Source organism: Rhizobacter sp. P2_G4, assembly GCF_056403575.1.
In genome coordinates this window covers 756290-781826 of record NZ_JBFUFG010000001.1, presented here as the reverse complement: position 1 = coordinate 781826, position 25537 = coordinate 756290, and the positions used below count along the sequence as shown (strand labels likewise).

At 67.1% G+C, this 25537-nt stretch carries 28 protein-coding genes; 11 read left to right on the top strand and 17 right to left on the bottom strand.

Annotated features, from left to right (window positions below; all coding sequences use genetic code 11):
- Positions 1 to 61: 61 nt before the first annotated feature.
- Complete coding sequence (locus AC1DYS_RS03780) at positions 62 to 1039, bottom strand: LysR family transcriptional regulator (RefSeq protein WP_477896186.1); 978 nt, start codon at positions 1037 to 1039, stop codon at positions 62 to 64.
- 112 nt (positions 1040 to 1151) lie between these two features.
- Between AC1DYS_RS03780 and AC1DYS_RS03775 the strand changes: the two genes are divergently transcribed.
- The gene (locus AC1DYS_RS03775; RefSeq protein WP_477896184.1) at positions 1152 to 1751 is read left to right on the top strand and encodes an FMN-dependent NADH-azoreductase; all 600 of its coding nucleotides are present in this window, start codon (positions 1152 to 1154) and stop codon (positions 1749 to 1751) included.
- Between the two features lie 10 nt (positions 1752 to 1761).
- Here AC1DYS_RS03775 and AC1DYS_RS03770 read toward each other — a convergent pair whose 3' ends face one another.
- Both AC1DYS_RS03770 and AC1DYS_RS03765 read right to left on the bottom strand, forming a co-directional pair.
- Entirely contained in the window at positions 1762 to 3078 is a 1317-nt protein-coding gene (locus AC1DYS_RS03770) for a type II toxin-antitoxin system HipA family toxin (RefSeq protein ID WP_477896182.1), read from the bottom strand.
- Between the two features lie 168 nt (positions 3079 to 3246).
- On the bottom strand, positions 3247 to 4284 hold the full coding sequence (locus AC1DYS_RS03765) for a M14 family zinc carboxypeptidase (protein WP_477896181.1): 1038 nt from the start codon (positions 4282 to 4284) through the stop codon (positions 3247 to 3249).
- 134 nt (positions 4285 to 4418) lie between these two features.
- Here AC1DYS_RS03765 and AC1DYS_RS03760 point away from each other — a divergent pair, with 134 nt between their 5' ends.
- Together AC1DYS_RS03760 and AC1DYS_RS03755 are read left to right on the top strand one after the other, a co-directional pair.
- The gene (locus AC1DYS_RS03760) at positions 4419 to 4541 is read left to right on the top strand and encodes a hypothetical protein (RefSeq protein WP_477896179.1); all 123 of its coding nucleotides are present in this window, start codon (positions 4419 to 4421) and stop codon (positions 4539 to 4541) included.
- A gap of 53 nt (positions 4542 to 4594) precedes the next feature.
- Positions 4595 to 5590, top strand: coding sequence for an LLM class flavin-dependent oxidoreductase (locus tag AC1DYS_RS03755; RefSeq protein ID WP_477896177.1), 996 nt, complete (start codon positions 4595 to 4597; stop codon positions 5588 to 5590).
- 22 nt (positions 5591 to 5612) lie between these two features.
- Here the strand turns inward: AC1DYS_RS03755 and AC1DYS_RS03750 are convergent, their stop codons facing one another.
- From AC1DYS_RS03750 to AC1DYS_RS03735, 4 genes are all read right to left on the bottom strand, one after another.
- Positions 5613 to 6284 carry a restriction endonuclease gene (locus tag AC1DYS_RS03750; RefSeq protein WP_477896175.1) on the bottom strand — a complete coding sequence of 224 codons (672 nt, stop codon included), beginning with the start codon at positions 6282 to 6284 and terminating at the stop codon, positions 5613 to 5615.
- A gap of 109 nt (positions 6285 to 6393) precedes the next feature.
- Positions 6394 to 7356, bottom strand: a complete 963-nt coding sequence (locus AC1DYS_RS03745; RefSeq protein ID WP_477896173.1) for an alpha/beta hydrolase family protein — start codon at positions 7354 to 7356, stop codon at positions 6394 to 6396.
- Between the two features lie 129 nt (positions 7357 to 7485).
- Entirely contained in the window at positions 7486 to 8136 is a 651-nt protein-coding gene (locus AC1DYS_RS03740) for a DNA-3-methyladenine glycosylase I (protein ID WP_477896171.1), read from the bottom strand.
- Between the two features lie 11 nt (positions 8137 to 8147).
- A complete protein-coding gene (locus tag AC1DYS_RS03735) occupies positions 8148 to 8612 on the bottom strand; it encodes an SET domain-containing protein (protein ID WP_477896169.1) in 465 nt (154 codons plus the stop codon).
- Positions 8613 to 8777: 165 nt separating this feature from the next.
- Between AC1DYS_RS03735 and AC1DYS_RS03730 the strand changes: the two genes are divergently transcribed.
- Together AC1DYS_RS03730 and AC1DYS_RS03725 are read left to right on the top strand one after the other, a co-directional pair.
- Positions 8778 to 9089: a hypothetical protein gene (locus AC1DYS_RS03730; RefSeq protein WP_477896167.1), complete on the top strand. Its 312-nt coding sequence runs from the start codon at positions 8778 to 8780 to the stop codon at positions 9087 to 9089.
- 208 nt (positions 9090 to 9297) lie between these two features.
- Positions 9298 to 9906 (top strand): DUF4337 domain-containing protein, encoded by a 609-nt coding sequence (locus AC1DYS_RS03725; RefSeq protein WP_477896165.1) that lies wholly within the window; start codon positions 9298 to 9300, stop codon positions 9904 to 9906.
- Between the two features lie 166 nt (positions 9907 to 10072).
- Here the strand turns inward: AC1DYS_RS03725 and AC1DYS_RS03720 are convergent, their stop codons facing one another.
- Complete coding sequence (locus AC1DYS_RS03720; protein ID WP_477896163.1) at positions 10073 to 10837, bottom strand: fumarylacetoacetate hydrolase family protein; 765 nt, start codon at positions 10835 to 10837, stop codon at positions 10073 to 10075.
- A 188-nt stretch (positions 10838 to 11025) separates the two neighbouring features.
- Between AC1DYS_RS03720 and AC1DYS_RS03715 the strand changes: the two genes are divergently transcribed.
- Both AC1DYS_RS03715 and AC1DYS_RS03710 read left to right on the top strand, forming a co-directional pair.
- The gene (locus AC1DYS_RS03715; RefSeq protein ID WP_477896161.1) at positions 11026 to 11406 is read left to right on the top strand and encodes a response regulator; all 381 of its coding nucleotides are present in this window, start codon (positions 11026 to 11028) and stop codon (positions 11404 to 11406) included.
- A 215-nt stretch (positions 11407 to 11621) separates the two neighbouring features.
- Positions 11622 to 12641: a YihY/virulence factor BrkB family protein gene (locus AC1DYS_RS03710; RefSeq protein ID WP_477896159.1), complete on the top strand. Its 1020-nt coding sequence runs from the start codon at positions 11622 to 11624 to the stop codon at positions 12639 to 12641.
- 21 nt (positions 12642 to 12662) lie between these two features.
- Here the strand turns inward: AC1DYS_RS03710 and AC1DYS_RS03705 are convergent, their stop codons facing one another.
- Both AC1DYS_RS03705 and AC1DYS_RS03700 read right to left on the bottom strand, forming a co-directional pair.
- Positions 12663 to 13160, bottom strand: a complete 498-nt coding sequence (locus AC1DYS_RS03705; protein WP_477896157.1) for a pyridoxamine 5'-phosphate oxidase family protein — start codon at positions 13158 to 13160, stop codon at positions 12663 to 12665.
- 129 nt (positions 13161 to 13289) lie between these two features.
- Positions 13290 to 14498, bottom strand: a complete 1209-nt coding sequence (locus tag AC1DYS_RS03700) for a class I SAM-dependent methyltransferase (protein WP_477896155.1) — start codon at positions 14496 to 14498, stop codon at positions 13290 to 13292.
- Between the two features lie 79 nt (positions 14499 to 14577).
- On the opposite strand from AC1DYS_RS03700, the gene AC1DYS_RS03695 reads away from it, so the two are divergent.
- Positions 14578 to 14973, top strand: coding sequence for a hypothetical protein (locus AC1DYS_RS03695; RefSeq protein WP_477896153.1), 396 nt, complete (start codon positions 14578 to 14580; stop codon positions 14971 to 14973).
- Positions 14974 to 14986: 13 nt separating this feature from the next.
- Here the strand turns inward: AC1DYS_RS03695 and AC1DYS_RS03690 are convergent, their stop codons facing one another.
- The 7 genes from AC1DYS_RS03690 to AC1DYS_RS03660 all read right to left on the bottom strand — a co-directional run bounded on the left by AC1DYS_RS03690 (position 14987) and on the right by AC1DYS_RS03660 (position 22638).
- Positions 14987 to 15712 (bottom strand): NUDIX hydrolase, encoded by a 726-nt coding sequence (locus AC1DYS_RS03690; RefSeq protein WP_477896151.1) that lies wholly within the window; start codon positions 15710 to 15712, stop codon positions 14987 to 14989.
- The gene (locus tag AC1DYS_RS03685) at positions 15709 to 16755 is read right to left on the bottom strand and encodes a bifunctional nicotinamide-nucleotide adenylyltransferase/Nudix hydroxylase (RefSeq protein WP_477896149.1); all 1047 of its coding nucleotides are present in this window, start codon (positions 16753 to 16755) and stop codon (positions 15709 to 15711) included. Before AC1DYS_RS03685 ends, AC1DYS_RS03690 begins: the two co-directional genes overlap by 4 nt.
- An 8-nt stretch (positions 16756 to 16763) precedes the next feature.
- Positions 16764 to 18464, bottom strand: a complete 1701-nt coding sequence (locus AC1DYS_RS03680; RefSeq protein ID WP_477896147.1) for an NAD+ synthase — start codon at positions 18462 to 18464, stop codon at positions 16764 to 16766.
- 24 nt (positions 18465 to 18488) lie between these two features.
- A complete protein-coding gene (gene pncB, locus AC1DYS_RS03675) occupies positions 18489 to 19679 on the bottom strand; it encodes a nicotinate phosphoribosyltransferase (RefSeq protein WP_477896145.1) in 1191 nt (396 codons plus the stop codon).
- Positions 19680 to 19695: 16 nt separating this feature from the next.
- On the bottom strand, positions 19696 to 20565 hold the full coding sequence (locus AC1DYS_RS03670; RefSeq protein WP_477896143.1) for a cysteine hydrolase family protein: 870 nt from the start codon (positions 20563 to 20565) through the stop codon (positions 19696 to 19698).
- A 106-nt stretch (positions 20566 to 20671) separates the two neighbouring features.
- Entirely contained in the window at positions 20672 to 21523 is an 852-nt protein-coding gene (gene fghA / locus AC1DYS_RS03665) for an S-formylglutathione hydrolase (RefSeq protein ID WP_477897262.1), read from the bottom strand.
- 8 nt (positions 21524 to 21531) lie between these two features.
- Positions 21532 to 22638, bottom strand: coding sequence for an S-(hydroxymethyl)glutathione dehydrogenase/class III alcohol dehydrogenase (locus tag AC1DYS_RS03660; RefSeq protein ID WP_477896141.1), 1107 nt, complete (start codon positions 22636 to 22638; stop codon positions 21532 to 21534).
- A 163-nt stretch (positions 22639 to 22801) separates the two neighbouring features.
- On the opposite strand from AC1DYS_RS03660, the gene AC1DYS_RS03655 reads away from it, so the two are divergent.
- From AC1DYS_RS03655 to gshA, 3 genes are all read left to right on the top strand, one after another.
- Positions 22802 to 23476 carry a dienelactone hydrolase family protein gene (locus AC1DYS_RS03655; protein ID WP_477896139.1) on the top strand — a complete coding sequence of 225 codons (675 nt, stop codon included), beginning with the start codon at positions 22802 to 22804 and terminating at the stop codon, positions 23474 to 23476.
- Between the two features lie 31 nt (positions 23477 to 23507).
- Positions 23508 to 23825 carry a DUF2322 family protein gene (locus AC1DYS_RS03650; RefSeq protein ID WP_477896137.1) on the top strand — a complete coding sequence of 106 codons (318 nt, stop codon included), beginning with the start codon at positions 23508 to 23510 and terminating at the stop codon, positions 23823 to 23825.
- A 213-nt stretch (positions 23826 to 24038) separates the two neighbouring features.
- On the top strand, positions 24039 to 25535 hold the full coding sequence (gene gshA / locus AC1DYS_RS03645) for a glutamate--cysteine ligase (protein ID WP_477897260.1): 1497 nt from the start codon (positions 24039 to 24041) through the stop codon (positions 25533 to 25535).
- Positions 25536 to 25537 lie beyond the last annotated feature (2 nt).

Below are 25537 nucleotides of genomic sequence, written 5' to 3'. Positions count from 1 at the left end.
ACACCCGCGTTTGTTCACGCGGGACATGAACTACGGCTGAGGAGGCTGAAGCGGGGTCGCCCTACACAGCCACGATGGTGCTGTGCTTGATGCGCATCTGTTCCTTGTGCAGCGCCTCGGCCTGCCGCGCCGCGCGGCACGTCGGGCCGGTCAGCTTCGCTTCCATCCAGTCCAGAAAGGTCCGCGTGCGCGCCGGCATCAGCCGCCGGCCGGGGAACACCGCCCAGGCCTGTGCGCTCGGCAGCGACCAGTCCACCAGCACCGGCATCAGTTCACCGCTGTGGATGTAAGGCCCGGCGAAGTTGTCGGCCACGGTGGCGATGCCGACACCGGCGACCGCCAGGCGGGTGAGCAGGTCGGGCGAATTGGCGCGCGCCCGCGTGGGCGGCACGCCTTCCCAGTGCGACTCGCCCCGCGTCAGCGACCACGGCAGCACGTCGCCGCCGCGGGTCAGCAGGTGCAGGGCATCGTGCTCCATCAGCGCTTCGGGCTCGGGCGGCACGCCGCGGCGTTGCAGGTAGTCGGGCGAGGCGTAGAGGCCGACGGTGAAGTTGGCCAGTGGCCGGGCGGCGAGCGATGCGTCGTCGGTCAGGTCGCCCATGCGGATCGCCACGTCGAAGTTTTCGCCGATCAGGTCGACTCGCCGGGGCGAGAGATCCACCTCCAGCTGAACCGCTGGGTAGCTCGCCATGAATTCCGCCATCCATGGGCCCATCAGGTTGGGAGCGAAGTCGGCGGGCATGGACACGCGGAGGCGGCCACCCGGCTCCACCTGCCGGTGCTGTGCTAGCGAGGACGCGGCCTCCACTTCGTCCGACACATGGCGGGCGTGCTCGAGCACGCTGTGGCCGAAGTCGGTCACCGTGAGTTTGCGTGTCGTACGCAGAAGCAGGCGCTCACCCAGCTGCGATTCCAGCGCAGCCAGGCGGCGCGACACCGTCGACTTCGGAAGGCCCAGCCGGTCGCCGGCACGGCTGAAACTGCCTTCGTCCACCACGCGTGCGAAGAGCAAGAGGTCGTTGGGTTCGATCTGGTTCATGGCTGGCCACCGTTCCTTGGGTGGAACGATGTTATCCATTTCAACGGCTTCCGGTTTGATTTCGGGATAACTACATTGGCTTCATCGAAACCCGTTTACCAAGGACGCCACCATGAACATCCTGCAGATCAATTCCAGCGCACGCACCGTCGGCTCGCACTCCACCCGCATGGCGAACGACATCGTCTCGCGCCTGCAAGCCGCGCACCCCGGCGCCACCCTGACGCTGCGCGATCTCGGCCGCACCCCGCACCCGGCGCTCGACGAAGCCACGTTGCAGGCCCTGTTCACCCCCGCCGATCAACGCACGCCGGCACAGAACGCCCGCGTGGCGCAAGACGGCGAGCTGATCGCCGAGCTGCAGGCTGCCGACGTGGTGGTGCTGGGCGTGCCGATGTACAACTTCGGCGTGCCAGCCGCGCTGAAGAACTGGATCGACGCCGTCGCCCGCGTTGGCGTGACCTTCAAGTACACCGACAAAGGCCCGGTCGGCCTGCTGCAAGGCAAGAAGATCTACGTGGCACTGGCCCGCGGTGGCCTGTACCGCGACACGCCGGCCGACACCCAGGTGCCGTACCTCAAGACGCTGCTCGGCTTCCTCGGCATGACGGACGTCCAGTTCTTCTACGCCGAAGGCCTCGCGATGGGCCCGGACGCCGAGAAGAAGGCGCTGGCCTCGGCCGACCAGCAGATCGACGCTGCGCTGGTCTGACTCCCAGTCGTCAGGCGGCGGCCTCGGCCTCGCGCAAGAACAGCGAGGCATGCCGCCGCACGCCGGCCTCGATCGGCTCCCACACCTTCGCAGGGAAGTCGCGCGGCAGCAGCGGCCGCACACGATCCAGCGCGGGCTCGGCCTTCCGAACCAGCTGAACCATCGCCAGCCAGGCAGGCGTGCCGTCGGTCTTCAAGGCCAGCTCTCGCCAGTGGCGGGCGCGGATGCTGTCCAGCCGGTCGTGCGAGGTCTTCGAACGCAGGGCCATCGCGAGCCTGGCTTCCTGGTAGGGCAGCTTGTTGGAGCCTTGGCCAATCACCGGCCAGGCCGAGAGCACATCGTACAAAGGCGTCGCGCCGTAGCGGCCGCCGGGGTGCATGAAGAGGGAGAAGTTCTTCGCGTGCCCGTCGATCGCGGCCAGCAGCCAGAAGGCGAGCTGCGCGAGCATGAACTGCTGGCGGTCTTCGCGCGCCGAGTCGCTGCCGCCCAGCACCTCGAGGCAACGTGCCATGCCCGGGCCGCCGTCGCTCTCGTATTTGCCGGTGGGCGATGTGCCGGTCGCCTGGCACAGGTCTTCCTGCGGCAGGCGGGCGACCCAGCTGCCGTTGTCCATCCACTCGCGGTCGAACCGCTCGACGACCAGGGCGCGCTGCCTGCCGAAGGTGGCCATCTTGGTCGCAACCACCGGCAGGCCGAGCTCGCGCACCATCTGGCTGCACAGCCACTCGTTCTCGACCGAGTCGGAGAAGTCGGCGTCGTACCGCGTCACGGTGCCGAGCGGCAGCTTGAGGATGTGCGTGGTCGGTGTGGCGCCGGCCGGCCGCGCCCAGCGGCCTTCCACGCGCAGCAGCGCCGTCTTCTCCTGCGCACCGGCGATGGCGATGCGCAGGTCCGGGCTCTCGCCGCGCGCGCCGAGCGCGGGGCTGGCCGTCAGCTCGCGCAGCAGCGTCTCGACCTCGGTCTCGCTGAGATCGGCGTACTCGAGGCGGTCGAAGCCGGTCGGCGGCGCACCCTGCGGGAGCAGCTGCACGGCACCGACGCAGTCGCGGCCGATGGCCGTCAGCAGATCAAAGGCGTCGGTCGAGCGCGTCGCATGACGCGTGCGGATGCGCCGCCGGATCACGTCGCTGTCGGGCAGCAGGTTGTCGAAGTAGTTGGCTACCGCGTCGCCACGCACCTCGCGCAGGGCTGTGATCGGCAGTGACAGCGACAGCGCGCGTGCCCGCGGCGATTGAACCCAGTTCTTGTCGTAGGTGAGCACGTGGCCGCGGTCGGTGGACCAGGTGGCGACGAACTCGCCGTTCATCCACACGTCGAGACGGGGCATCAGGTGACGGCCTTGTACAGGCCTGGCACCCGCCGGTGGTCAGCGAGCTGGGACATGGCGCTGAGGGTGTGGTTCACGCCGAGATGGTAGGGCGCCCGGGGCACTTTCAGACATCGCACAAACGCGATGGCGGCAAGCGGCAGCGACAGGCCTCGCTTCAGGGCGATTTCATGGCGATGTCAGCGCCGTGGCATACCAATGCCTCAGCGCCTCTTCACGCAGCGTCTCGCGGGCCACATCGTCCAGCGGCACCCAGCGGCGGTGGCTGCAGGCGGCGCGGGCCATGAAGTCGAGCCAGCCGACGTGGGTGCGCAGCACGCGCTGCTGGCGGTGCTCGATCAGCGGGTTGAAGATGCCGTGGCGCGAGAACAGCTGGCGCGGGTTCTTCTTCACCCACAGCCAGGAGCCCATCTCCAGCGTCAGCGGCAGAAAGGTGCGTGCCGGCTGCAGCGCGGCGGACTGCAGGTAGAGGTGATCCCACAGGTCGCCATGCGCCAGGTACTGGCGGCTCTGTGGCTCCAGCACATAGCGGTGGTGGGTGTGCGTCTGATCGAGGATGCCTTTCAGCGCCAACAGCTCCGGCAGGTGCGCGATCGGCTCGGCCGTGTGCGCATGCGGAAACCAGATGCGGTCGCGCAGGCCGAAGCCCGAGTGGCAGTCCACCGCCAGGCTGAAGCTGCGGCTGAGCAGCTCCTCGTGCACCACCTGGCACAGCGCCTGGCTCTCGACCTCCATCGGCGCGCCGGCCGCGCCGCGATACCAGGGCAGGCCCGCGCTCAGGCGCTGGCCACCGATCAGAAAAGGCACGCGCGCCACGGCATCGACCGGCGCATTGCGCATCAGGTCAACCCCCCGCGCATTCGCCCGCGTGCCGCGTGCGATGCCCGCCGGGTTGACCAGCGGCATGAACACCATGCGCAGCGATTCGAGCTGGCGGTGCAACACGCCGTCCCATGGCAGCCGCATCACCAGGCTGCGCAGGAAGGCCAGCACCACCTCGGCACCGATGCGTTCGAGCCCATGCACACCGCCGAAGAAGCCGATCGCCGGCACGTCGAGGCTGGGGTTGCCGAGCGTGATCGCGTGCACGGGGTAACGCTGCGCGCCGGCCTCCACCTCGCACACCACGCGTTGCTGCAGGTGTGCGCTGCCCAGGTCCAGCAGGTGTTGCAGCTCGACCAGTTGAGGAAGGGTGGAAGGGCTCACCAGGGGGTTCACGAGGCGCAGGCGGCGGACACCGCAGCAGCATACGCAGCGCATGTGACAACTGTGCGAGCGTGACACCAAGCCGTCACATTCGCCGGCTACGGTGGCAAACAAGTTCACCCGGAAAGCCCGCCATGCAACGCAAGCTCATCGCGCCCTCTGCCCTCGCCATCGGCGGTGCCGTGCTGTGGGGCATGGTCGAGTTCGTGGCCTTGTGGCGCTCGCGCTGGTCGCAGCGCCTGAAGCTCCTACCCTGAAAACGTAAGCCCCTTCGCCCATCGCAATCCGCCCTGCGGCCTAGCATGGCCGCATGACACTTCCCCTCTCGGTGCTCGACCTGGTTCCCGTGGCCGCAGGCAGCAGCGCTGCCGAAGCCGCACGCCGCACCGTCGACCTCGCCCGCCTCGCCGAACAACTCGGCTTCGTGCGCTACTGGTTCGCCGAACACCATGGCATGCCGGCCGTGGCCAGTGCCGCGCCCGAGATCCTGATCGGCCACGTGGCCTCGGCGACCACGCGCTTGCGCGTCGGCTCGGGTGGCGTGATGCTGCCCAACCACCCGCCACTGCGCATCGCCGAGGCCTTCCGCACGCTGGCCGCCCTGCACCCCGGCCGCATCGACCTCGGGCTGGGCCGCGCGCCGGGCTCCGACGTGCAGGCCACGCGCGCGCTGCGTGCCGTCGACGGCGACAAATTCCCGTCGCTGCTGTCTGAGCTGCTCACCTGGTCAGGCGAAAACGACCTGCCAACCGACCACCCGATGCACGCCCTGCGCGCGATGCCCGACGACGCCCCGCTGCCACCCATCTGGATCCTCGGCTCTAGCGGCGCCAGCGCGCGCATGGCCGGCCAGGCCGGCATGGGCTACTCGTTCGCGAGCCACTTCAGCCCGACCCCGGCCACGCCGGCGTTCGAGGCCTACCGCCGCGCCTTCGAGCCGTCCGACCAGTTCGCCGAGCCGCACGCCATCCTCGGCGTGTCGGTCATCTGCGCGCCCACCGCGGAAGAAGCCGACTACCTCGCCAACAGCATGGACCTGGCCTGGGTACGCATCCGCCGCGGCGAGTTCGCCCCGCTGCCCAGCCCCGAAGAAGCCTTGGCCTACCCGTACACCGAAGCCGAGCGCCGTGTGGTCCGCGACTTCCGTGCGCTCGCCATCGTCGGCACGCCGGCCTTCGTGCGCGAAGAGATCGAGGCCAAGGCCGGCGCTTGCCAGGCCTCGGAGGTGATGGTCGTGAGCAACCTGCCCGACCATACCAAGCGCCTGCGCAGCTACGAGCTTCTGGCCAGCGCCTTCGCGTCGTAGACGCCGGCGATCGGCGGGCCGGTCAGTCCGGCAGCTCGCGCGTGCCCTCGCACAGCGGCGCGTGCACGCAGCCCAGCACGCGGCGATCCGCGTGACCGGCCTGCGACAGCACCCGCTCGACCATCGCCCCGCCGCACAAGGGGCAGGGCTGGTTGCGCACCCGCCAGGCCGCGGGCGGCAGCGTGGTGTCGAGAAACGGCCCTTCGCGGCGGATGACGACGGGCAGCGTCTTCTCCTCGCGCGAATGCAGCAAATCGCGCAGCTGCGTGCCGTCGATCAGCCGGATGTTGCGGCCTTCGCTGAAGCGCACCGCGTCGGGCGTGAAGACCCCCGAGGTCAGCACGAAGCCGCCCGCCGCACCGCGTGCCGCCATCAGGTTATGCAGCTCGCGCAGCGGCGCCACCCCCACGGCATTGACGCGCCAGGGTTTGCAGTCGACCAGGAACTGATCGTGGCCGCGCGTCAGCACCATGTCGACCGCGCGCCCGCCGTTGCCGCCGGTCTCGCTGACCACGTAGCCGCGGTGCCGAAAGCCATCGGCCGCCATCAGCTCGAACTGGTTCCAGCCGATGCCCTGGATCAGCGCCGGGCCGGCCGGCATCACCAGCTCAGGCTTCGTCGGGCGCAAGCCGAGCAGCCGGCTCGCAGCGGCGATCCAGCGCTTCAAAAAACCCTGCTGTGGAGCGGATGCCATCGAACCAGCGCTGCTGTGGACAAGAAGCCGAGGCTACCTGAGCCGCCGGCCGCCCACAATTCGGTAGAAGACGTACCTGCTGCCCCGCAAATGTCACCAAAGGTCTGCCTCATCGCAGCAGGTGGTGTTTGAAGTAGGCGGTGATCTTTCCGTTGACCTCGGCCGTTACCCGGGCACGGTCGTAGCCCGGCGGGTCGTTGAGCATGTCGCCGATCACCCCCGTCAACCCGGGAGGCAAAGGCGACAGCAGCGCGCCGTGGCCGGCACCGGGCAGGTCGGCCAGGTGTTCGCACGGCGTGCAAACCTGCAACACCCGGTCGCTGTGAGAGCGCGGGTTGAGCCAACGGTCGCCTTTCGCGGTGATGAGCGCCAGCGGCACGCGCGGGTTTGCCAGCGAAGCCATGTCGAAATCAGCTGCCGCCGGCACGCCCGCCACGATGGCCGTGATGCGCGGATCGGTGTGTTCGCGCCAGCTGCTGTCATCGAAGCGGTGGCGGATGACGAGCAGCGCCACCCACTTTTTCACGCCGTCCAGCACCCCGCCGGTGAGCTGTGTGGCAGGGCCTACACAGGTGGGGAAGTCGTCCACCAGGTGGGCCTCGCAATGCTGCTTGAACCGCTCGGGCGACCAGCGACCGCCCGCCAAACTGAGCGCGGTGTGCCCGCCAGCCGACATGCCGTACATCCCCACCTTGTCGAGCGACAAGCCTGGCGCAAACCGCGGGTCGCGGCCCACGGCATCGATGGCGCGTGACACCTCGGCCGGGCGCATGGTCCAGCTGTCGGGGCCGGCGCCGCTGCCGTCCTTGAAGTTGTCAGCGCGGTGCTCCGGCATTGCTACCACGAAGCCGACCTCGACCAGACTGCGCGCCAGATCGGAATACATCCAGGGCGAGCCGCCCGAGCCGTGCGAGATCACGATCAGCCGCCCGTTGCCGCGTTCGGGCGCGGCCGGCGTGGCCACCGACAGCGAGAGCGTGCCGAACAACACCGCCTGCTCGGCAGCGCGCGTCGGGTAGTACAGCGTCACCGGTCCGTCTTCCGCCGTGGCGGCGATCGTGTCCACGCCCATGGACGCCCCTGCCCACCAGGGCAAACACATCAGCCATGCACCGAGCGCCCACGCCACAAATCGATTTCGATCCATCTCTTCACTCCACGTCGAAGGCCACGCCGGCCCGAGCACCCTCGGTGCACCGCACTACGGCCGCAATGGCAGCTTCAATGCGGCCCGCGCTGCCAGCGCAGCCTCGCGCACGCTGCAGCCCTCGATGTGGTCGTTGACCAGCCCCATCGCCTGCATGAACGCATAGACCGTGGTCGGGCCGACGAAGCTCCAGCCGCGCTTCTTCAGGTCCTTCGACATCGCGATCGACTCCGCCGAGGTGGTGAAGCTCTTCAGCACCTCCAGCGTCATGCGCTTCGGGCGCGATGCCGGCGGTGGCTCGAAGCCCCAGGCATAGGCCGCGAGCGAGCCGAACTCGGCCTGCAACTCGATCACGCGCTTGGCGTTGTTGATGGTCGACTCGATCTTGCCGCGGTGCCGCACGATGCCGGTGTCGGCCAGCAGGCGGTCGATGTCGCTCTGCTTGAAGCGAGCCACGTGCTCGGCATCGAAGTTGGCAAAGCCGCGGCGAAAGTTCTCGCGCTTGTTGAGGATGGTGAGCCAGCTCAGCCCGGCCTGAAAGCCCTCGAGGCAGATCTTCTCGAACAGCCGCCGGTCGTCGGTGACGGGGAAACCCCATTCGTGGTCGTGATAGTGCTGGTACGCCAGCGAGGCCTCGCACCAGGCGCAACGGTGCGCACCGTCGGGGCCGGCGAACAGCCCCGGAGAAAGCTTGGGTTTGGACATGGGGCGCGACTCTACAGCCGGCCCGTGCAGCCCGGCACGCGGCAGCGGCAGTGCAGCCGACCCTGGTGGTGCGTCTCGCCGTAGTCGACGGTGATCTCCTCGCCCATGGCCACGTCGCGCATCGCGTAGAACTCGACCCGCCCCTGGCGGACGCGCAGCGTCGCATTGGGCCGGCACGAATGGTTGGCGAAGCGCAGTGCGTCGGTCGACTGCGACGCATCGATCGCGCGCCGCTCCGACACGGCAATGATCATGATGCGCGACAGCCCCTTGGCACGCGTGCGCGCTTCTTGCGCGCTGATGGCCTCGCCACGGATCTCGCCGATCTTGCGCCGCGCCGGGATGGCCTCGGCCGCAAACGCGCCCTGCCCGTCGATGGCGCTCGCGCGCACGTCCAATGCGAACCGCTTCGGCGTGCTGCGTGTCGCCTCGGGATCGGAAGCCGATTCGGGTGGCAAGAAACTGAGTCGAGGCATGGAAGCGATTGTCGCGTCAAGGCGGCCGCACCAGCGATCGGCGCACAAAATCACGCTTGCCCGTACCGGTGAGCGAAGTGGCGCGCAGAACGCTCGCTTTTCCATACATGTCTCGCCACGGCGACCGATAGTCTTGGCATCAGCGTGAATGCAAGGCAAGACACCATGAACCGCACCCACACCCAAGCCGCCAACCCACTCGCCCGCTACCCGGGCCCGGCACAGCACGATGCCATCGAATGGGAAGAGCTGCCCTCGCTCGCACCCCGCATGGTGCCGATGGACCTGAGGCCCGCAGCCAGCGTCAGGCCGATCGTGATGCGCACGCAGGCCACCGACTTCAACACCGCCTGGGGCGTGACGATGCCCGCCCACCTGGACACGGTGGCGCAACCCGCGATGTTCGAAGAGGCCATCAGCGGCCTCGTCACGCGCGAGGTCGACGAGCCCGAGCTCTTCAAGCACTTCTTCGGCTGAATCGGCCCCCCAGTCGCTTCCGCTCCTGCCCCCAGGGGGCGCCAACGCTATGCCCGGGAGACCCGTGCATGCGTCGTTGCTTGATGGGGCACCTCGCTTCGCTTGTGCGTTCCTATTCGGCCAAGGCTGCGCTTCACTCGAACCTGAACGGCGCCTCCAATTCGTTGGCGCGCAGCGTTCAGAATCCGGGCCTCCCAAGCCTGTACTGATGCCGATGGACATTGATCCGCTTGAAATTGCCAAGGTCAAAGATGAAGCGGAGCGCCCCGCCCGGAACCGCTGGTTGAACCCCGCTGTGGGTGTAGCCGTCGCGCTGCTGGCCACCTTCATGGGCATCTGCAAGGTGAAGGATGACAACATCGTGCAGGCCATGCAGCAGGCGCAGGCCGACAAGATCGATCACTGGTCGTTCTACCAGGCGCGCAACCTGCGCGAAGAGCTGGCGAAGGCCACGGTGGTGCAGCTGCGCCTGCAGGCTGCCGACCGCGCGGCCGACAAGCAGGCCCCGTATCAGGACGCCATCACGCATTACGAACAGCTGGCCAAGGAGCAGGCCACGAAGAAGGAAGAGCTGCGCAGCCAGGCTGCCAAGGACCAGGAGACCTACGACGCGCTCAACTTCCATGACGACCAGTTCGACCTGTCCGATGCCTTGATCGCCATCGCCATCTCTCTGCTCGCCATCACCTCGCTCACGCAGCTGCGGTGGCTCTACGGCCTGAGCATGGTGCCCGCCACCTTCGGCGTGATGATGGGCCTGGCCGGGTTGGCAGGCTGGGGCCTGCACCCGACCGCGCTCATCAAGCTGCTGAGTTAGGGCGACGCTGAACGAGTCCCTGCGAGGCGGCGCGCCTCGGTTTGGGATGGGCTGCAAGGCGCAAAGCGCAGCGATACCCGCAGGTATCGCGAGCATTTGCAACGCCGCAGACCGCCCAAAGCGAGGATGCGCCGTCCGCAAGGGACTTGTTCAGCGTTGCCTTCGTTCAGAGCTGAATCTCGGCGTGGCCCACGCCGTCGAACGCCACGCTGACGTGTTCGCCGGCATGCGCCTCCAGCGCGCCGCACCAGGTGCCCGTGGTCACCACCGTGCCGGCGGGCAGTGTGTCGCCGTCGCGGGTCGCGTGGCGCAGCCAGGCCGGCAGCGCCCAGGCCGGGTCGCCGCATGAATGCGTGCCACGGAATTCGCTGACCCGCGCGCCGATCTGCACACGGCAGGGCTGGGCCAGCCAGTCGCGCACAGAGAACGGCACCCACTCGCCCAGCACCAGCGCGCCATGCGACTGCAGGTCGGCCAGGCGCATCAGGGCCGGCGCCTTGAAGTTCTGCTTCCAGCGCGAGTCCACCACCTCGATCGACACCGTCATCGCATCGATCAGAGCGGTTGCGCTCTCCATGTCCAGCGTGGCGGCCAGCGCGGCATCGACCGGCCGGCCCAGGCGCAACGCGATCTCGGCCTCGATGACGCGCCAGTTGAACGGCCAGGCTTTTGCATCAGCCGGGCTGGCCCACACCCCGGCCGGCGGCAAGGGTGCATGCGTCATCACCGCGGAGCGAGATGCGCCGCCCGACTTCCAGTGGACCGGCACGCCCGCGTCGAACCAGCCCAGCTCATTGGCCACCGCCGCCTGGACGAGGTAGCCGTCATCGGCGGTGGTCACGGCTTGCGGCAGCGCAGCATCGTCGCTGACGCCACCGCTGCGGCGCGCTTGGACCAGGGCATCAATCACGGCATCGATGGGAGCGGGCATGGGTTCTCCTAGGATTTTGTCCAGCGATCTTCGCAGAGGATTTCACAGCTTCGACGCGACCTGTAAGACCTGACAGCTGCGGCAACACGAGGGCGCAAGGCCTAATGAACGCATAACGAGGACGGGAGGCGCGCTTGCAGTACCCATGCGCCGAGGGTGATTTGTTTTCATTCAGGCCAGGGTCCCGCATGCGTGTACTCATCATTGAAGACCTGCCCGTCAACATGCTTTTGACGGTCGCGATCCTGGAGCGTGCGGGGCATCAGCCTATCGAGGCCGAGACCGCCGCCCGGGGCATCGCGTTGGCACGCGAAGAGCGGCCCGATGCCATCCTGATGGACATCCAGCTGCCCGACATGGACGGCCTGGCGGCCACGCGCCTCATCAAGGCCGATGCCGATCTGCAAGACATTCCCGTCATCGCGCTGACTGCCTTCGCAATGAAAGGCGACGAAGAAGCCATGCGCGCCGCCGGCTGCGACGGCTACGTCACCAAGCCGATTCGCTACCGCGAGTTCCTGCAGGAGCTCGACAACGTGGTGGCCCTGTCGCGCCGCGCCGCCAGCTGAACACTCCACGCACGCGCACTGTCGGACGGCTCCCACAGTACGCAAGGGCCGGCGCCGACTGACGCGCAACGGCTGCGCTCCTATGCTGGGCACCAAAGTCGCCGCGCATTCCAGGAGCTCAGCATGCCCAGACTCCCAGACATCACCGTCTCGCCAGTGGGTCTGCCGACGAGCGACTCTGGCGCGCCTCCGCTTGCGGCCCGGAGGTCCAGGTCATGAGCCTCTCAACGGTCTGGCGCCTGGCAAAAGAGGCCGCGTCCTCGTGGAGCGATGACTACGCACCCAGCATGGGGGCCGCGCTCGCCTACTACACCACCTTCTCGGCTGCGCCGCTGATCCTGATCGTGGTGTCGGTCGCCGGCCTGGTGTTCGGCCAGGAAGCCGCCCGCGGCGAGATCTTTGCGCAGCTGCGTGGCTTGATCGGCGAGCAAGGCGCCGTCGCGGTGGAAGGCCTGCTGCAAAGCGTCTCCAAACCCAAGGACGGCGCGCTGGGCACGGTGATCGGCATCGTGGTGCTGCTGATCGGCGCGACCACCGTCTTCGCGGAGCTGCAAGACGCGCTTGACCGCATCTGGCGCGCACCGGCACGCACGCGCAGCAGCGGCCTGTGGACGCTGATTCGTGCACGGGTGCTGTCCTTCGGCATGATCCTCGGCATCGGCTTCCTGCTGATGGTCTCGCTGGTCGTGAGTGCAGCGCTGTCAGCCCTGGGCAACTGGTGGGCACCCATCTTCGGCGGCTGGGAGCTGCTGCTGCAAGGCGTCAACCTGCTGGTGAGCTTCGCACTCATCACCGTCATCTTCGCGCTGATCTACAAGATCATGCCGCGCGCACGCGTCGAGTGGCGCGACGTGTGGATTGGCGCCTCGGTGACCGCCCTGCTCTTCAGCATCGGCAAGTCGCTGATCGGCCTGTACATCGGGCGCAGCGGTGTCACCTCGGGCTTCGGTGCCGCCGGCTCGCTGGCCGTGCTGCTGGTGTGGGTGTACTACTCTGCGCAGATCTTCCTGCTCGGTGCCGAGTTCACCTGGGTCTATGCCCACAGCCACGGTTCGCGGCGGGGTCAGGCCGTCCCGCCGCAGGAGACGCCCAGCCGAACGAACGACAACCTGCCAGCTCGCCCATCGTTCGAGGAACCCGATTCGCAACGTGCGAAGGCTCCACCTCGACTCGTCGCGCGCGGAGCAGATGGGCCAACTCGGGCCGAGGGCCAGCCTCGACAGAAGCGCTCGTGATCCAGGCCGGTCTCGGCTCTGCTACTTGGCCTCGGTTCCGCGATGCTGAGGCCGGTCCTGCGCCAGCCACAGGCTGTTCTGGAAGACGCCGAAGAGGCTGTTCGGCGGCCGACGTTCCTCGGCCAGATCCTGCTCGTCAACCTCGACACACAGCAGCGCAAAGTCCATCTCGCCGATGACCACGCTCAACGCGCGAGGCTGTTGAAAATCAGGTGCCAGGTAGAGCGGGCTCACGCGGTCGCTCAACACATTGGCCGCACCCGAGACATGCACCAGCTTACCCGTGCCGGCGTTCAGGACGGTCAGCATCACGTTCGAATCGCGTGCGATGTCGCTCGCGACGCCACGGCCCTTTGGAATCACGAACCAGAGGTGAGCGCCGTCTTCGGAGCACGTGCCCACACGCAGCTTGCGCGAACGCGGCACCCCGCTGGTGGTCAGCGTGGTGATCACACAGTTCTTGCCAGGCGCAAACAGGCCATTCGATTCGCGGCCAAAGAGAAACGACAGGGGCGTCATGCAGAAATTCCGAAGGTGCCCAAGCAGGGCAATCGGTGTTCCGGGTCATGACTCCTGCGTGCGGCTCAAAGCCCGTGCAATCGCTGCTGAAAAAGTAACCGATGGCCCAGCAACGGCCGCAGCAAAGGCTCAGGCCATCGCGCCATCGGCCTTCAACAGCGTTTCAAGGCATTGCTCGCGAATGCCGTAGAACTGCTTGATCTCGGCAATCTGCGCCAGCACTTCGCCGGGAGGCTTGGGTTGTGCTCGCTTCACCGCGAGGATCATCTTGTTCTTGTTGGTGTGTTCGAGCGAGATGAACTCGAACACCTGCGTGTCGTAGCCGCTCGCATCGAGCAGCAGCGCGCGCAGGCCATCGGTCAGCATCTCGGCCTCCTGGCCCAGGTGCACGCCATGCTGCAAGATGGGCCGCAACGGGTGCGGGCTCAGCAGCTGCGGCCGGATCTGCTTGTGGCAGCAAGGCGAGCACATGATGATGTCGGCCTCAGCGCGAATGCCGAGGTGAATCGCGTAGTCGGTCGCCACGTCGCAGGCGTGCAGCGCGATCATCACGTTCAGCGCAGCGGGCTGGTAGCTGCGCACGTCGCCCTCTTCGATGCGCAAGCCGTCGATGCCGAGCTTGGCGATGGCCTGGTTGCACAGCCGCACCATGTCGGGCCGCAGCTCCACACCGGTGACTTGCGCGTCCACACCCTTGGCCTCGCGCAGCCAGTCGTGGATGGCAAAGGTGAGGTAGCCCTTGCCCGAGCCGAAGTCGATCAAGTTCAGCTGCTTCGCATCCGCCAGGCGCGACGAGGCCAGCGCATGCGCGAACACCTCGACGAACTTGTTGATCTGCTTCCACTTGCGCGACATCGCCGGGATCAGCTGGTGCTGCGCCGTCGTCACGCCGAGTTCGGTGAGGAATGGGCGGTCGATCTCCAGCCAGCGCTGCTTTTCGCGGTCGTGCGTGGCCGGCGCATCGACAGCCTGCTCGGCCTTGCCCACATGCACGGTGCACTGGCCCTTCTTGCTGATCGACAGCTGCCACTCTTCGTCGCGCGTGTGCAGGTGCGCGTTGCGGAACACCGCACCCAGCAGCTCGCCCAGCGTCGCCATGCCTTCGGCGAGTGAGAAGTTCTTGGTGATGTCACGCGTCTTGTGCGTGTAGACCAGCGACAGCGACGTCTCACCACGCAACACCACCTGCCGCGCCGTCACGCGCACCAACTCGTCGGGCGCGCGCTGCGGCTTGGCGAGCACCAGGCGCGCGAAGCTGCCGTCATCGAGGCTGCTCTCGAAACGCGAGAAGAAGCGCGCAAACGCCGGGTCTGCAGCAAGTTCGTGGGTGGGATTCATGGCGAGGTGAAACAGCGGCCTCGAATTGTCGTCCACCATGTCAAGCCCTTGCTGACGACACGCGAGAATGGCCGTCGCCATGCCCACCGCCCCCGCGAAGAAAGCCCGCGCCAAACCCCGCCGCAAAGCCGCTGCCAAGCCCACGGCAACGCCGCGCTCCCATCACTATCACGTCTACGTCATCGAGCTCGCCGACCAGGTCTGGAACAACGCCCGCTTCCGCGCCGCCAACCCCGACTATCAACTCGGCAAACCCTTCGTCTACGTCGGCATGACCGGCTTGGACCCGGACGTGCGCTTCGACAAGCACAAGGCCGGCATCCAGTCGAACCGCTTCGTCTTCGACCACGGCCTGCGCCTGTTGCCGCAGCTCTACGAGGTCTACAACCCGATGCCGTACGACGGGGCGCGCGACATGGAGGTGGAGCTCGCGATCGGCCTGCGCGAAAAAGGCTGGGGTGTCTGGCAGGCCTGAGCTTTCGCTCCGCCTAGCCTCGCGGGCTGAATGTGCGCGGAAACACCACGGCGCGCCCACGGTCCTTCAGCCGGTATCCCATCGGCGGCCGGTTGGAGTCGCTCTCCACCACGCCCACCTCGGCCAGAAAATCGGCCGCCATCATGCGGGTGCGGAATCCGCTCTTGTCCACCGGCCGGTCGAGCACGATCTCGTACATGCGTTGTAGCTGCGGCAACGTGAAAGGCTCGGGCAGCAGGAAGGCCGGCAGCGAGGTGTACTCGACCTTGCTTCTCAAACGCTCCACCGCCGCCAGCAGGATCTCGGCGTGGTCGAACGCGAGGCGCGGCTTCTTCAGCAAGCCGTCGACCTCGAACCACGCCACATCGGCCGCATTGGCGCCCTTGTTGAGCGCGACTCCGTCACCCGGAATGAGCGCGAAATACGCATGCGTGGCCGACCATCCACGTGGGTCCCGCGTGGCGCTGCCCCAGCTGCCGAGCTGTTCGAGGTAGGGGCTCTGGACGTTGGTCTTCTCCTGCAGCTTGCGCAGTGCGCAGGCCACGAGATCGGCATCAATGCCCACGTCTACAAAGCCGCCCGGCAAGGCCCACGCGCCGGGGTAGGGCTCATCGTCCGCGGTGGGCCGCTTCACCAGCAGCACCTGCAGCGCGTCCTCGCGCACGGTGAAGATCACCACGTCGACGGTGGTGAACGGCCGGGCGAAGTCGCGTGGTTGGGGAGCGGCGCGCCGGTTCACGCTTTGGTCAAGCCCAGAAAGTGATCCAGCATGTGGAAGTGGTCGTCATGGAACCGGTCTTCCAGTGCCGACAGCTTCTCGATCGGTACCCACTCCACCGCTTGTGCGTCGTCGTCGGCCTGTACTTCGGGCAGCTCGCGGTCGCCGAGGTCGAAGTAGTGCGCGTGGGTGATGGTGCGGCCGCGCAGGCTGCGGTCGGGGTGGTCGAACACGGCGGCTTCGACCAGGCTGTGGCGCATGGTCAGGTCGAGCAGCGTGAGGTGGGTTTCTTCCTTCAGCTCGCGCAGGCACGACTGGTAGGCCGTTTCGCGCTGTTCGATGAAGCCCCCCGGCACGGCCCACAGGCCGCGGCCCGGTGCGCGGCCACGCTGGATCAGCAGCACGCGGCCGGCGCACTTCACCACTGCATCCACCGTCACGAACACCGGCGGGTACGGGGCGCTCGCCCATTCGGCGCGGTACTTGCGCAGCTGCGCCCACTCCTCTGCAAGTGCCGCGAAGAACGGCAGCGAGACCCAGGCGCGGATGAAGGCCAGCGTGCTGGCGGGCGCCTGGTCGGTCAGTGCGGCGAGCGTAGGCTCGATCGCATCGGCGGCCGACGAGAACAAGGCATCGCGCAAGTGGGTTCCGTCGGCCGCGGGCACGCGGTCGACCGAGATCACCGTCCAGCTGCTGAAGGCGCGCAGGTACTCGCTGGTCGCGTCCTTGTAGTGGCCGACGAGGGCCACGCTCTTGGTGTTACCACCGCCCATCGCTTCCACACCAGCGTGCACGGCCTTCACCCAGCGTGATTCGTCGTAGTAGTCGCGCACCGGCAGAAAACCCACCCGCTCGCGCTCTTCGAGCGTGAGCGTCAGGCGAACCATCTCGGCGCGCTCCTGCCAGCTGAACGGGTTCTTTGGCGTGCGCGCCTGGTGCGCCGAGCCGATCACCAGGATTACCCGCGGTGCGACGGACAGCGCATGCCGCAGCAAGGCCAGGTGCCCGTTGTGGAAGGGCTGGAAACGGCCGACGTAGACGGCGACGTCGTGGCTTGGGGTCATGGACATCCTCAGACGTGTTTGGCAGCGATCGGCATCTGCCGCCCGGTGCCGAAGGAGCGTGCGCGCACGCGGATGATCGGCGGCGACTGGCGGCGCTTGTATTCGTTGCGGGCGATCATTCCGCGGATGCGTTCGACCAGCGCATTGCCTGTCGCATCTGCGCGCTGGCGCGCCACGAAGGCGGTGGCCTGCTCGTACTCCCACGCGGCCAGACGCTTGCCCTCGATCAGCACTTTCAATATCTCATCGAGCACCGGGTACGGCGGCAGGCTGTCGGTGTCGACCTGCCCAGGCGCCAGCTCGGCCGAGGGCGGCTTGTCGATCACGGCCTGCGGGATGAGTTCGCGGCCGGCCGCCTCGTTCACGTAGGCCGACAGCGCGAACACCTCCGTCTTGTACAGGTCACCGAGCAGGCCGAGGCCGCCGTTGGTGTCGCCGTACAAGGTGCAGTAGCCGACCGACAGCTCCGACTTGTTGCCGGTGGTGAGCAGCAGATGACCGAAGTGGTTGCTGTATTCCATCAGCACCGTGCCGCGGATGCGCGCCTGCAGGTTCTCGAGCGGCAGGCCCTTGAGCGGCGTGCCGAAGCTGGCCTCGAACTGCCGCGCGTACACGTCGACCGCTTCCTTGATCGGGTGGGTGTGCAGCGTGATGCCGAGGTTGCGGCACAGCGTGACCGAATCGTCCACCGACCCTGACGACGAGAAGGACGACGGCATGGTCACGCCGACGACGTTCTCGGGCCCGAGCGCCTGCACGGCCAGGGCCAGGGTGAGCGCGCTGTCGATGCCGCCTGACGAGCCGACCACCACTTGGCGGAAGCCACAACGCCGCGCGTAGTCGCGCAGGCCCAGCACGATCTGCGCTTGGTAGAACGCGAGCGTCGGCAGGCCCTTCGGGTCAACAGCGGGCAGCGCATCGCCATTGCCGGCGAGGAAGCGGCCATTCTCGAAGCGCAGCGTCGTCACGTCTTCGACGAAGCGCTGGGCTTCGTAGACGAAGCCGTGATCGGGCTGGACTGCGAACGAGGCGCCATCGAAAACGATCTGGTCCTGCCCGCCGATCTGGTTCACGTAAAGGATGGGCAGGCCGTGGCGCTTGCTCGCGTCACCGAACACCTGGTGGCGCTGCTCGCGCTTGCCCACGTTCGACGGGCTCGCGTTGATGGACACCACCAGGTCGGGCGAGGCGTCGGCCATGCGGGTGAACGGGTTCACCAGGTAGTCGAGGCCTTCGTCGTTCCAGCCGTCTTCGCAGATCATCAGCCCGACCTGCGCGTCGCCGATGCGCAGCACGCGCGCCACGTCGGGCCCCGGCTCGAAGTGGCGGTGCTCGTCGAATACGTTGTAGGTGGGCAGCAGCTGCTTGGCGTAGCGCAGCACGATCTCGCCGGCCTTGATGACGATCAGCGCGTTGTACAGCTGCTTGCCCGGCCCGGTGCGCGGCACCGGCGCGCCGATCACCCAGTGCAGGCCGCGCAGCTGGCGCGAGGCGTTCTGCAGGCTTTCGATGCCGGCGGCCACGCGGTCCATGAAGAGCGGCTCGTCGAGCAGGTCGCCGGGGTAGTAGCCGGTCAGTGACAGCTCGGAGAAAACGATCAGGTCCGAGCCGTCGACGGCGGCCTGCTGCGCCGCGGCGATCATCTTCTGGGCGTTGCCTTCGATGTCGCCGACGAAGTAGTTCAGTTGGGCAATGGTGAGTTTGAGCATCACGACTCCTTCACATCCTGTCTTTCAGACTTCTTTCACATGGAACACCTGCCGCAGGTAGGCGAGGAAGGTCTCGTCCGTGCACATGGTCTTGCCGGGCGAGTCCGACAGCTTGGCCACCGGCTGGCCGTTGCAGTGGGTCAGCTTCATCACGATGTTGAGCGGCTTCAGGCCCACGTCGTTGCTGAGCGAGGTGCCGATGCCGAAGCCAAGCTGCGTGCGGTCGGCAAAGTGGCGGTAGATGGAGAACGCGGTCGGCAGGTTGAGCCCGTCCGAGAACACCAGGCGCTTGGTGTGCGCGTCGATGCGCAGCTTCTGGTAGTGCGCCAGCGCCTTCTCGCCCCATACGATGGGGTCGCCCGAATCGTGGCGCAGGCCGTCGAAGAGCTTGGCGAAGTAGAGGTCAAAGTCGGCGATGAAGGCGTCCATGCCGACCACGTCGGTGAGCGCCACGCCCAGGTCGCCGCGGTACTCCTGGACCCAGTCTTCGAGCGCCACCTTCTGGAAGTCGCGCAAGCGCACGCCGAACGACTGATACGCCTGCAGGTACTCATGCGCCATGGTGCCGATGGGCACGAGGCCGAGCGTGCGCGCCAGGTGCACGTTCGAGGTGCCCTTGAAGAACTGCGGCACGGCGTCACGCAAGGTGCTCACCACCTCGGCATGCCACTCACCGCTGTAGCGGCGGCGAATGCCGAAGTCAAAGAACTCGAAGGGGTGGGCGCGCTGCGGTTCGGTGCCGAACGCCCTCAGCAGCGCCACCTTTGCCTGCAGACGCTCGCGGCCCTGCGCCAGTGCAGTGGCGGCATCGAAGCGGCGGAAGTACAGCTCGTTGACCATGGCCAGCACATAGATCTCGAAGCCCATCACGTGCACCTGCGGGCCTTCGACCACGATCTCCAGGTGCGGCCCGTTCGCCGTGGCGCGGATGAAGCGCCGCTGGAAACGGAAGATGCGCAGGAAGTCGACGAAGTCGGCCTTGATGAAGCGCAGGCCACCCAGGTAAGCCAGCTCGTCTTCGCTGAACGACAGGCTGCACAGGTGGTCGAGCTGCGCGTTCACTTCGGGCAGCAGCTCGGCCAGCGGATACGCCGTCTCGTTGCGGCAGACGAAGCGGTATTCGGTTTGCGCCTGCGGGTGGCCATGCAGCAGCGTCTGCCACATCGTGAACTTGTAGAGGTCGGTCTCGAGCAGGTGTTGGATGACGGGGGTCATGTGGACTTTCAGTGGGTCAGGCAACGACGTTGGCCTGTATCTCGGCGAGCAGGTCGGCGGTGGTCGCCAGCTGCACGCCGCGCTTGCTCATGTCGGCGAAGAACGCCTCATGCTGCGTCTGGAAGCCGCTCACCGGGCTCATGCAATCGGTGAGCAGCACGATGCGTTCCGGCCGGCCGCCGGGCAGGTGGTCGGCAATGTCTTCGGTGGTGGCCTTCACGCAGTGGCTGCTGGCCTCGCCGGCGATCACCAGCAGGTCGGCCTGGTCGAGTGCGGCGAGCAACGGTCGGTTGAGCAACGTGTCGGGATCGGACTCGTCGGGCACTTCGGCCTGCATTGCGCTGTAGTGCTCGGTCCAGATGTTGGAGCCCTTGGCCACCTTGCGCACGACCTTCAGTTGCTGCGTTTCCCAGACGTTGTAGGCGTTGCGCACGTCGGCATGCACGTTGTGGCCCCAGCTGCCTATCTCGCAGTGCACCGGCCACACCATCAGCGTGTAGCGGCCGCGCGCATCGAGCGCGTCGAGGTAGGCCAGCGCACGCGGCAAGGCGGCCGGGTCGCGTGGCTGGAACTCGCCATCGCGCACCTGCTGTGCCTTGATGGCGGTGAAGGGCGCCACCGAGCTGCCGTCGCCCCGCTTCCAGAACGTGGGGTGAGCGATGTGCAGGCGGTTGTGCGAGTCGAGCGTGACGGTGATGTCGCTCCAGCTCGCCACGGTGTCGCGCATGAAGGCGGCGAGGCGCAGCATGTCGGCGTGCGCGCCGGCCACTGGCAAGGTGGGCGACACGCGCTGACCCGTCAGCGGGTCGGCGGGGCGGTGGCTTTCGGGCAGGTCGCAGAAGTCGTTCTGCGGGTCGATGATGAGCAACTGGATCTGACGCTTCATGGTCTTCTCTCCTGATGTGGGCTCAGTATAGCCACATAAGATGTACTGTGCAACTTACTTGCTGAGGGCTGTTCAGGGCCGACAGCCGCGACCCCGGCGGCCAGTGTCAGCCCAATGCCTTGGCGTGGTGGGCGATGTGGTCGGCCATGAAGGTGGCGATGAAGTAGTAGCCGTGGTCGTACCCCTCATGCCGGCGCAGCCTGAGCGGCTGGCCGGCGGCCAGGCACGCGGCCTCGAACAACTCGGGCTTCAGCTGCTCGGCCAGGAATTTGTCGGCCAGTCCTTGGTCGATCAGCAGCGGCGGCACACGCGCCCCGCCCTTCACGAGTTCGGTCGCGTCGTGCCGTGCCCAGGCCGCCGGGTCATCACCGAGGTAGCCGCTGAACGCCTTCACACCCCAGGGGCACTGCGTCGGCGAGGCAATCGGCGCGAAGGCCGAGACGCTCTGGTACAGGCCCGGGTTGTTCAGCGCCAGCGTCAGCGCGCCATGGCCACCCATCGAGTGGCCGAAGAGACCGACCTTGTCGTCGCGTGCGTTGAAGTGTTCGAGCACCAGCTTGCGCAGCTCGCGCGTGATGTAGCTGCCCATGCGCCAATGCGCGCTCCAGGGCGCCTCGGTCGCATCGAGGTAGAAGCCGGCCGCGGTGCCGAAGTCCCAGGCCGCATCAGCACCTTCGACACCGGTGTCGCGCGGGCTGGTGTCGGGCGTGACGAGCATCAGCCCGTGCTCGGCCGCCAAGCGCTGTGCGCCGGCCTTGATGGCGAAGGTCTCTTCAGTGCAGGTGAGGCCGGCAAGGTAGAAAAGCACGGGCACCGGCCCGCCCTTCGCCTGCGGCGGCACGAACACGCCGAACTTCATGGGCGTGCCGGTCTCGTCGGACTCATGTTGATAGAAGCCCTGCACGCCGCCGAAGCAGGCGTGCTCGCTGAGCGTGGTGAGGGAGCGCGTGCCTTGCATGGTGGCCATCAGTACATCACCACCGAGCGGATCGACTCGCCGCTCTTCATCAACTCGAAGCCCTTGTTGATGTCTTCCAGCTTGAGCTTGTGGGTGATCAGGTCGTCGATGTTGATCTTGCCGTCCATGTACCAGTCGACGATCTTGGGCACGTCGGTGCGGCCACGTGCGCCACCAAAGGCCGAGCCTTCCCACTTGCGGCCGGTGACGAGCTGGAACGGCCGCGTGCTGATCTCGGCGCCGGCTTCCGCCACGCCGATGATGATGCTGCGGCCCCAACCCTTGTGCGTGCACTCGAGCGCCTGGCGCATCAGCTTGGTGTTGCCGACGCATTCGAAGCTGTAGTCGGCACCGCCGTCGGTGAGCTGCACGATGGTGTCGACCACGTTCTCCACGTTCTTCGGGTTGACGAAGTGCGTCATGCCGAACTTGCGCGCCATCGCTTCGCGCTCGGGGTTGAGGTCCACGCCGATGATCTTGTCGGCGCCGACCATCTTGGCGCCCTGGATCACGTTGAGCCCGATGCCACCCAGGCCGAACACCACCACGTTGGCGCCGGCTTCGACCTTGGCGGTGAAGATTACCGCGCCCACGCCGGTGGTGACGCCGCAGCCGACGTAGCAAATCTTGTCGAACGGTGCATCGGAGCGCACCTTGGCCACCGCGATCTCGGGCACCACGATGTAGTTGCTGAAGGTGCTGGTGCCCATGTAGTGCAGCAGCGGCTTGCCGTCGAGCGAGAAGCGCGAGGTCGCGTCGGGCATCAGCCCCTTGCCCTGCGTGCCGCGGATCAGCTGGCAGAGATTGGTCTTGCGCGAGAGGCAGAACTTGCACTGCCGGCACTCGGGTGTGTAAAGCGGGATCACGTGGTCGTCTTTGCGCAGCGTGGTCACGCCGGGGCCTACGTCGACCACGACGCCCGCACCTTCGTGCCCGAGGATCGCCGGGAACAGCCCTTCCGGATCGGCGCCCGACAGCGTGTAGTAGTCGGTGTGGCAGATGCCGGTCGCCTTGACCTCGATCAACACCTCGCCGGCCTTCGGTCCCTCCAGGTCGACGGTTTCGATGGTCAGGGGTTGGCCTGCTTTCCAGGCAACGGCGGCGCGGGTTTTCATGGGGGTAGGTTCCGAAAATTGGGCTGGGGAATGGCGGACCTTACCGCGTTCTGCTTTCCCTCCGCGGGGCAGTGAAACGCATGAAACCACGCGCCACCATCAGACAGCCCGCGCGCGTATATTGCGCAGCTCCCGACTTTCAGCCACCCACCTGGAGACCCCGATGAGCACACGCGGTCAGATGATCAAGACGAGCATGAGCGACGGCGCCTCGATCGACGTCTACCAGGTGCAGCCCCAGGGCACGCGCCGCGGCGGGCTGGTGCTGATCCAGGAGATCTTCGGCGTCACCCCGCACATCCAGCAGCAGGCAGACGCCTTCGCCGACCAGGGCTACGAAGTCTGGGCGCCGGCCATCTTCGACCGCGAAGCACCCGGCCTCCAGCTCGGCCGCAGCGCCGAAGAGATGCAGCAAGCGATGAAGCTGGCGCGCGAACTGCACCCCTTTGCGCAATCGGTCGCCGACGCGCAGACCTGCGTCGAGCGCCTCAAGCCGCGCGGCCCCGTCTTCATCACTGGTTACTGCTACGGCGGCAGCGTCACCTGGGCCGTGGCCTGCCGCACCGAGGGGCTCGCGGCAGCCTCGGGTTACTACGGCAGCGTCATCCCGAACCTCGCGTCCGAGACGCCGAAGTGCGCCACCATCCTGCACTTCGGCCGCCAGGACCAGAGCATTCCGATGGACGCTGTCGAGAAGGTGAAGGCCGCGCACCCCGCCGTGCCGGTCCACATCTACGAAGCCGGCCACGGCTTCAACGGCGACGGGCCGCACCACAACGACGCCGCCGCTGCCCTGGCCTGGGAGCGCACGCTCGCGCTGTTCCGCGCAGCCGCCTGACTTTCGCTTTCGCATGCCAATCACCCACGCCATGAATTTCGCCGACACGCTCAAGCAGCTGCCTCCCGTCACCCACCTCGCCGGCCTGCAACTGCTCGACGAACAGGGCGCGATCGCCGCCACCCTCGAGAACAAGCCCGGCCAGGCCGGCTCCGTGGCGGTGTACGCGGCGCTCGCTCAGCGCCATGGCGGTGCGATCACCGTGCAGGCCGCGCACGAAGGCCTGGCGCTCTACGCCGAGCACACCACCGATGCACGCGCACACCCCGGCAAGCACCCGAACATCGACCGCCTGCTCGCGCTGATCGAGGCCGGTGGCCGCTACCACGTGACGCTCCTGCCGGCCTGAACGCCTGCCACAAGACCGAGCAACCTCACGCCATGCAGACATGGCGAAGCTCTGGTACCTTCCGCACCCTGACAGAGACGACCGAGGAGACAAACGCATGAGCCTCGCCCGGCCGCCCGAAGGGGCTCATTCCCGCATGGCGGGCTCGGAAACCGTTTGCAGGGTCCGCTCGTGAGCAATTTGCAAGACCGCCTGCGCACGCTGTCGCCCGGCATGCTGGCCGGCATCAAGCGTGGCATCGAAAAAGAGAGCCTGCGAGCGCAGCCGAATGGCGCGCTCGCGTTGACGCCGCACCCTGCGGCGCTGGGCTCGGCACTGACCCACCCGCACATCACCACCGACTTCAGCGAGTCGCAGATCGAGCTCGTCACAGGCGTGCACGGCGGCATCGAAGACTGCCTCGAAGAACTCACCCAGATCCACCAAGCCAGCTACCGCGCGATGCGCGACATGGGCGACGAGATGCTGTGGGTGTCGAGCATGCCGTGCGAGCTGCCCACCGACGAAACCATCCCGCTCGGGCGCTATGGCAACTCGAACGTGGGCCGCGCCAAGAGCGTGTACCGCATGGGCCTCGGCCACCGCTACGGCCGGCGCATGCAGACGATCTCGGGCATCCACTACAACTGGTCGCTGCCGGGCCTGGATGGCCAAAAGCGTGATGAAGCCTACTTCGGCCTGATCCGCAACTTCCGCCGCCATTCTTTCCTGTTGCTGTACCTCTTCGGCGCTTCGCCCGCCGTGGGTGCGAGCTTCGTGGCCGGCCGCCAGCACGAGCTGCAGCCGCTGTCTGAGCAGACGCTGTACATGCCGCACGGCACCTCGCTGCGCATGGGCCGCCTTGGCTACCAGAGTGATGCGCAAGCCACGCTCGCCGTCAGCTACAACAGCCTCGCCAGCTACGGCGCCTCGCTGCAGGAAGCACTGACGCGCCCCTACCCGGCCTACTCGAGCATCGGCATCCAGAACCCGGGTGGCGAGTACAACCAGCTCGCCAACAGCCTGCTGCAGATCGAGAACGAGTTCTACGGCACCATCCGTCCGAAGCGCGTGATCTTCCCGGGCGAGCGGCCACTGCACGCGCTGCGCGAGCGCGGCGTCGAATACGTCGAGGTCCGGCTGATGGACCTGAACCCCTTCGTGCCCATCGGCATCGTCGCCGACACCATGCGCTTTCTCGACGTCTTCCTGCTGCACTGCCTGCTCAGCGAAAGCCCGCCCGACACGCCCGACGAAATCGCCGCACTCGGCCGCAACCAGCACCGCACCGCCGCCCGCGGCCGCGAACCCGGCCTGCGCCTGGAACGTGGCGGCCGCGAGGTCACGCTGACCGAATGGGGCGCACAGCTGGTCGAAGAATGCGCGCCCATCGCTGCCGCGCTCGACGCGGTGAACGGCAACACGCTCTACAGCGCGGCCGTGGCTGGCGCGTCGGCCACGCTGGGCAACGCCAGCCTCACACCTTCGGCGCGCGTGCTCGCCGCGATGGCCAAGGACTTCGGCAACTCGTTCCAGCAATTCACGCAGGCACAAAGCAAACAGACCCAGGCCGAGCTGCTCGCGCGGCCCTTCCCGCCCGACGTCGAGGCCCGCTTCAACGAGATGGCGCGCGAATCGATCGAAGCGCAGAAGAACATCGAGGCGGCCGACACGATGCCGTTCGAGATCTATCGGCAGCAGTACCTGTCGCCGCAGCGGCTGGGCTTGTAGAA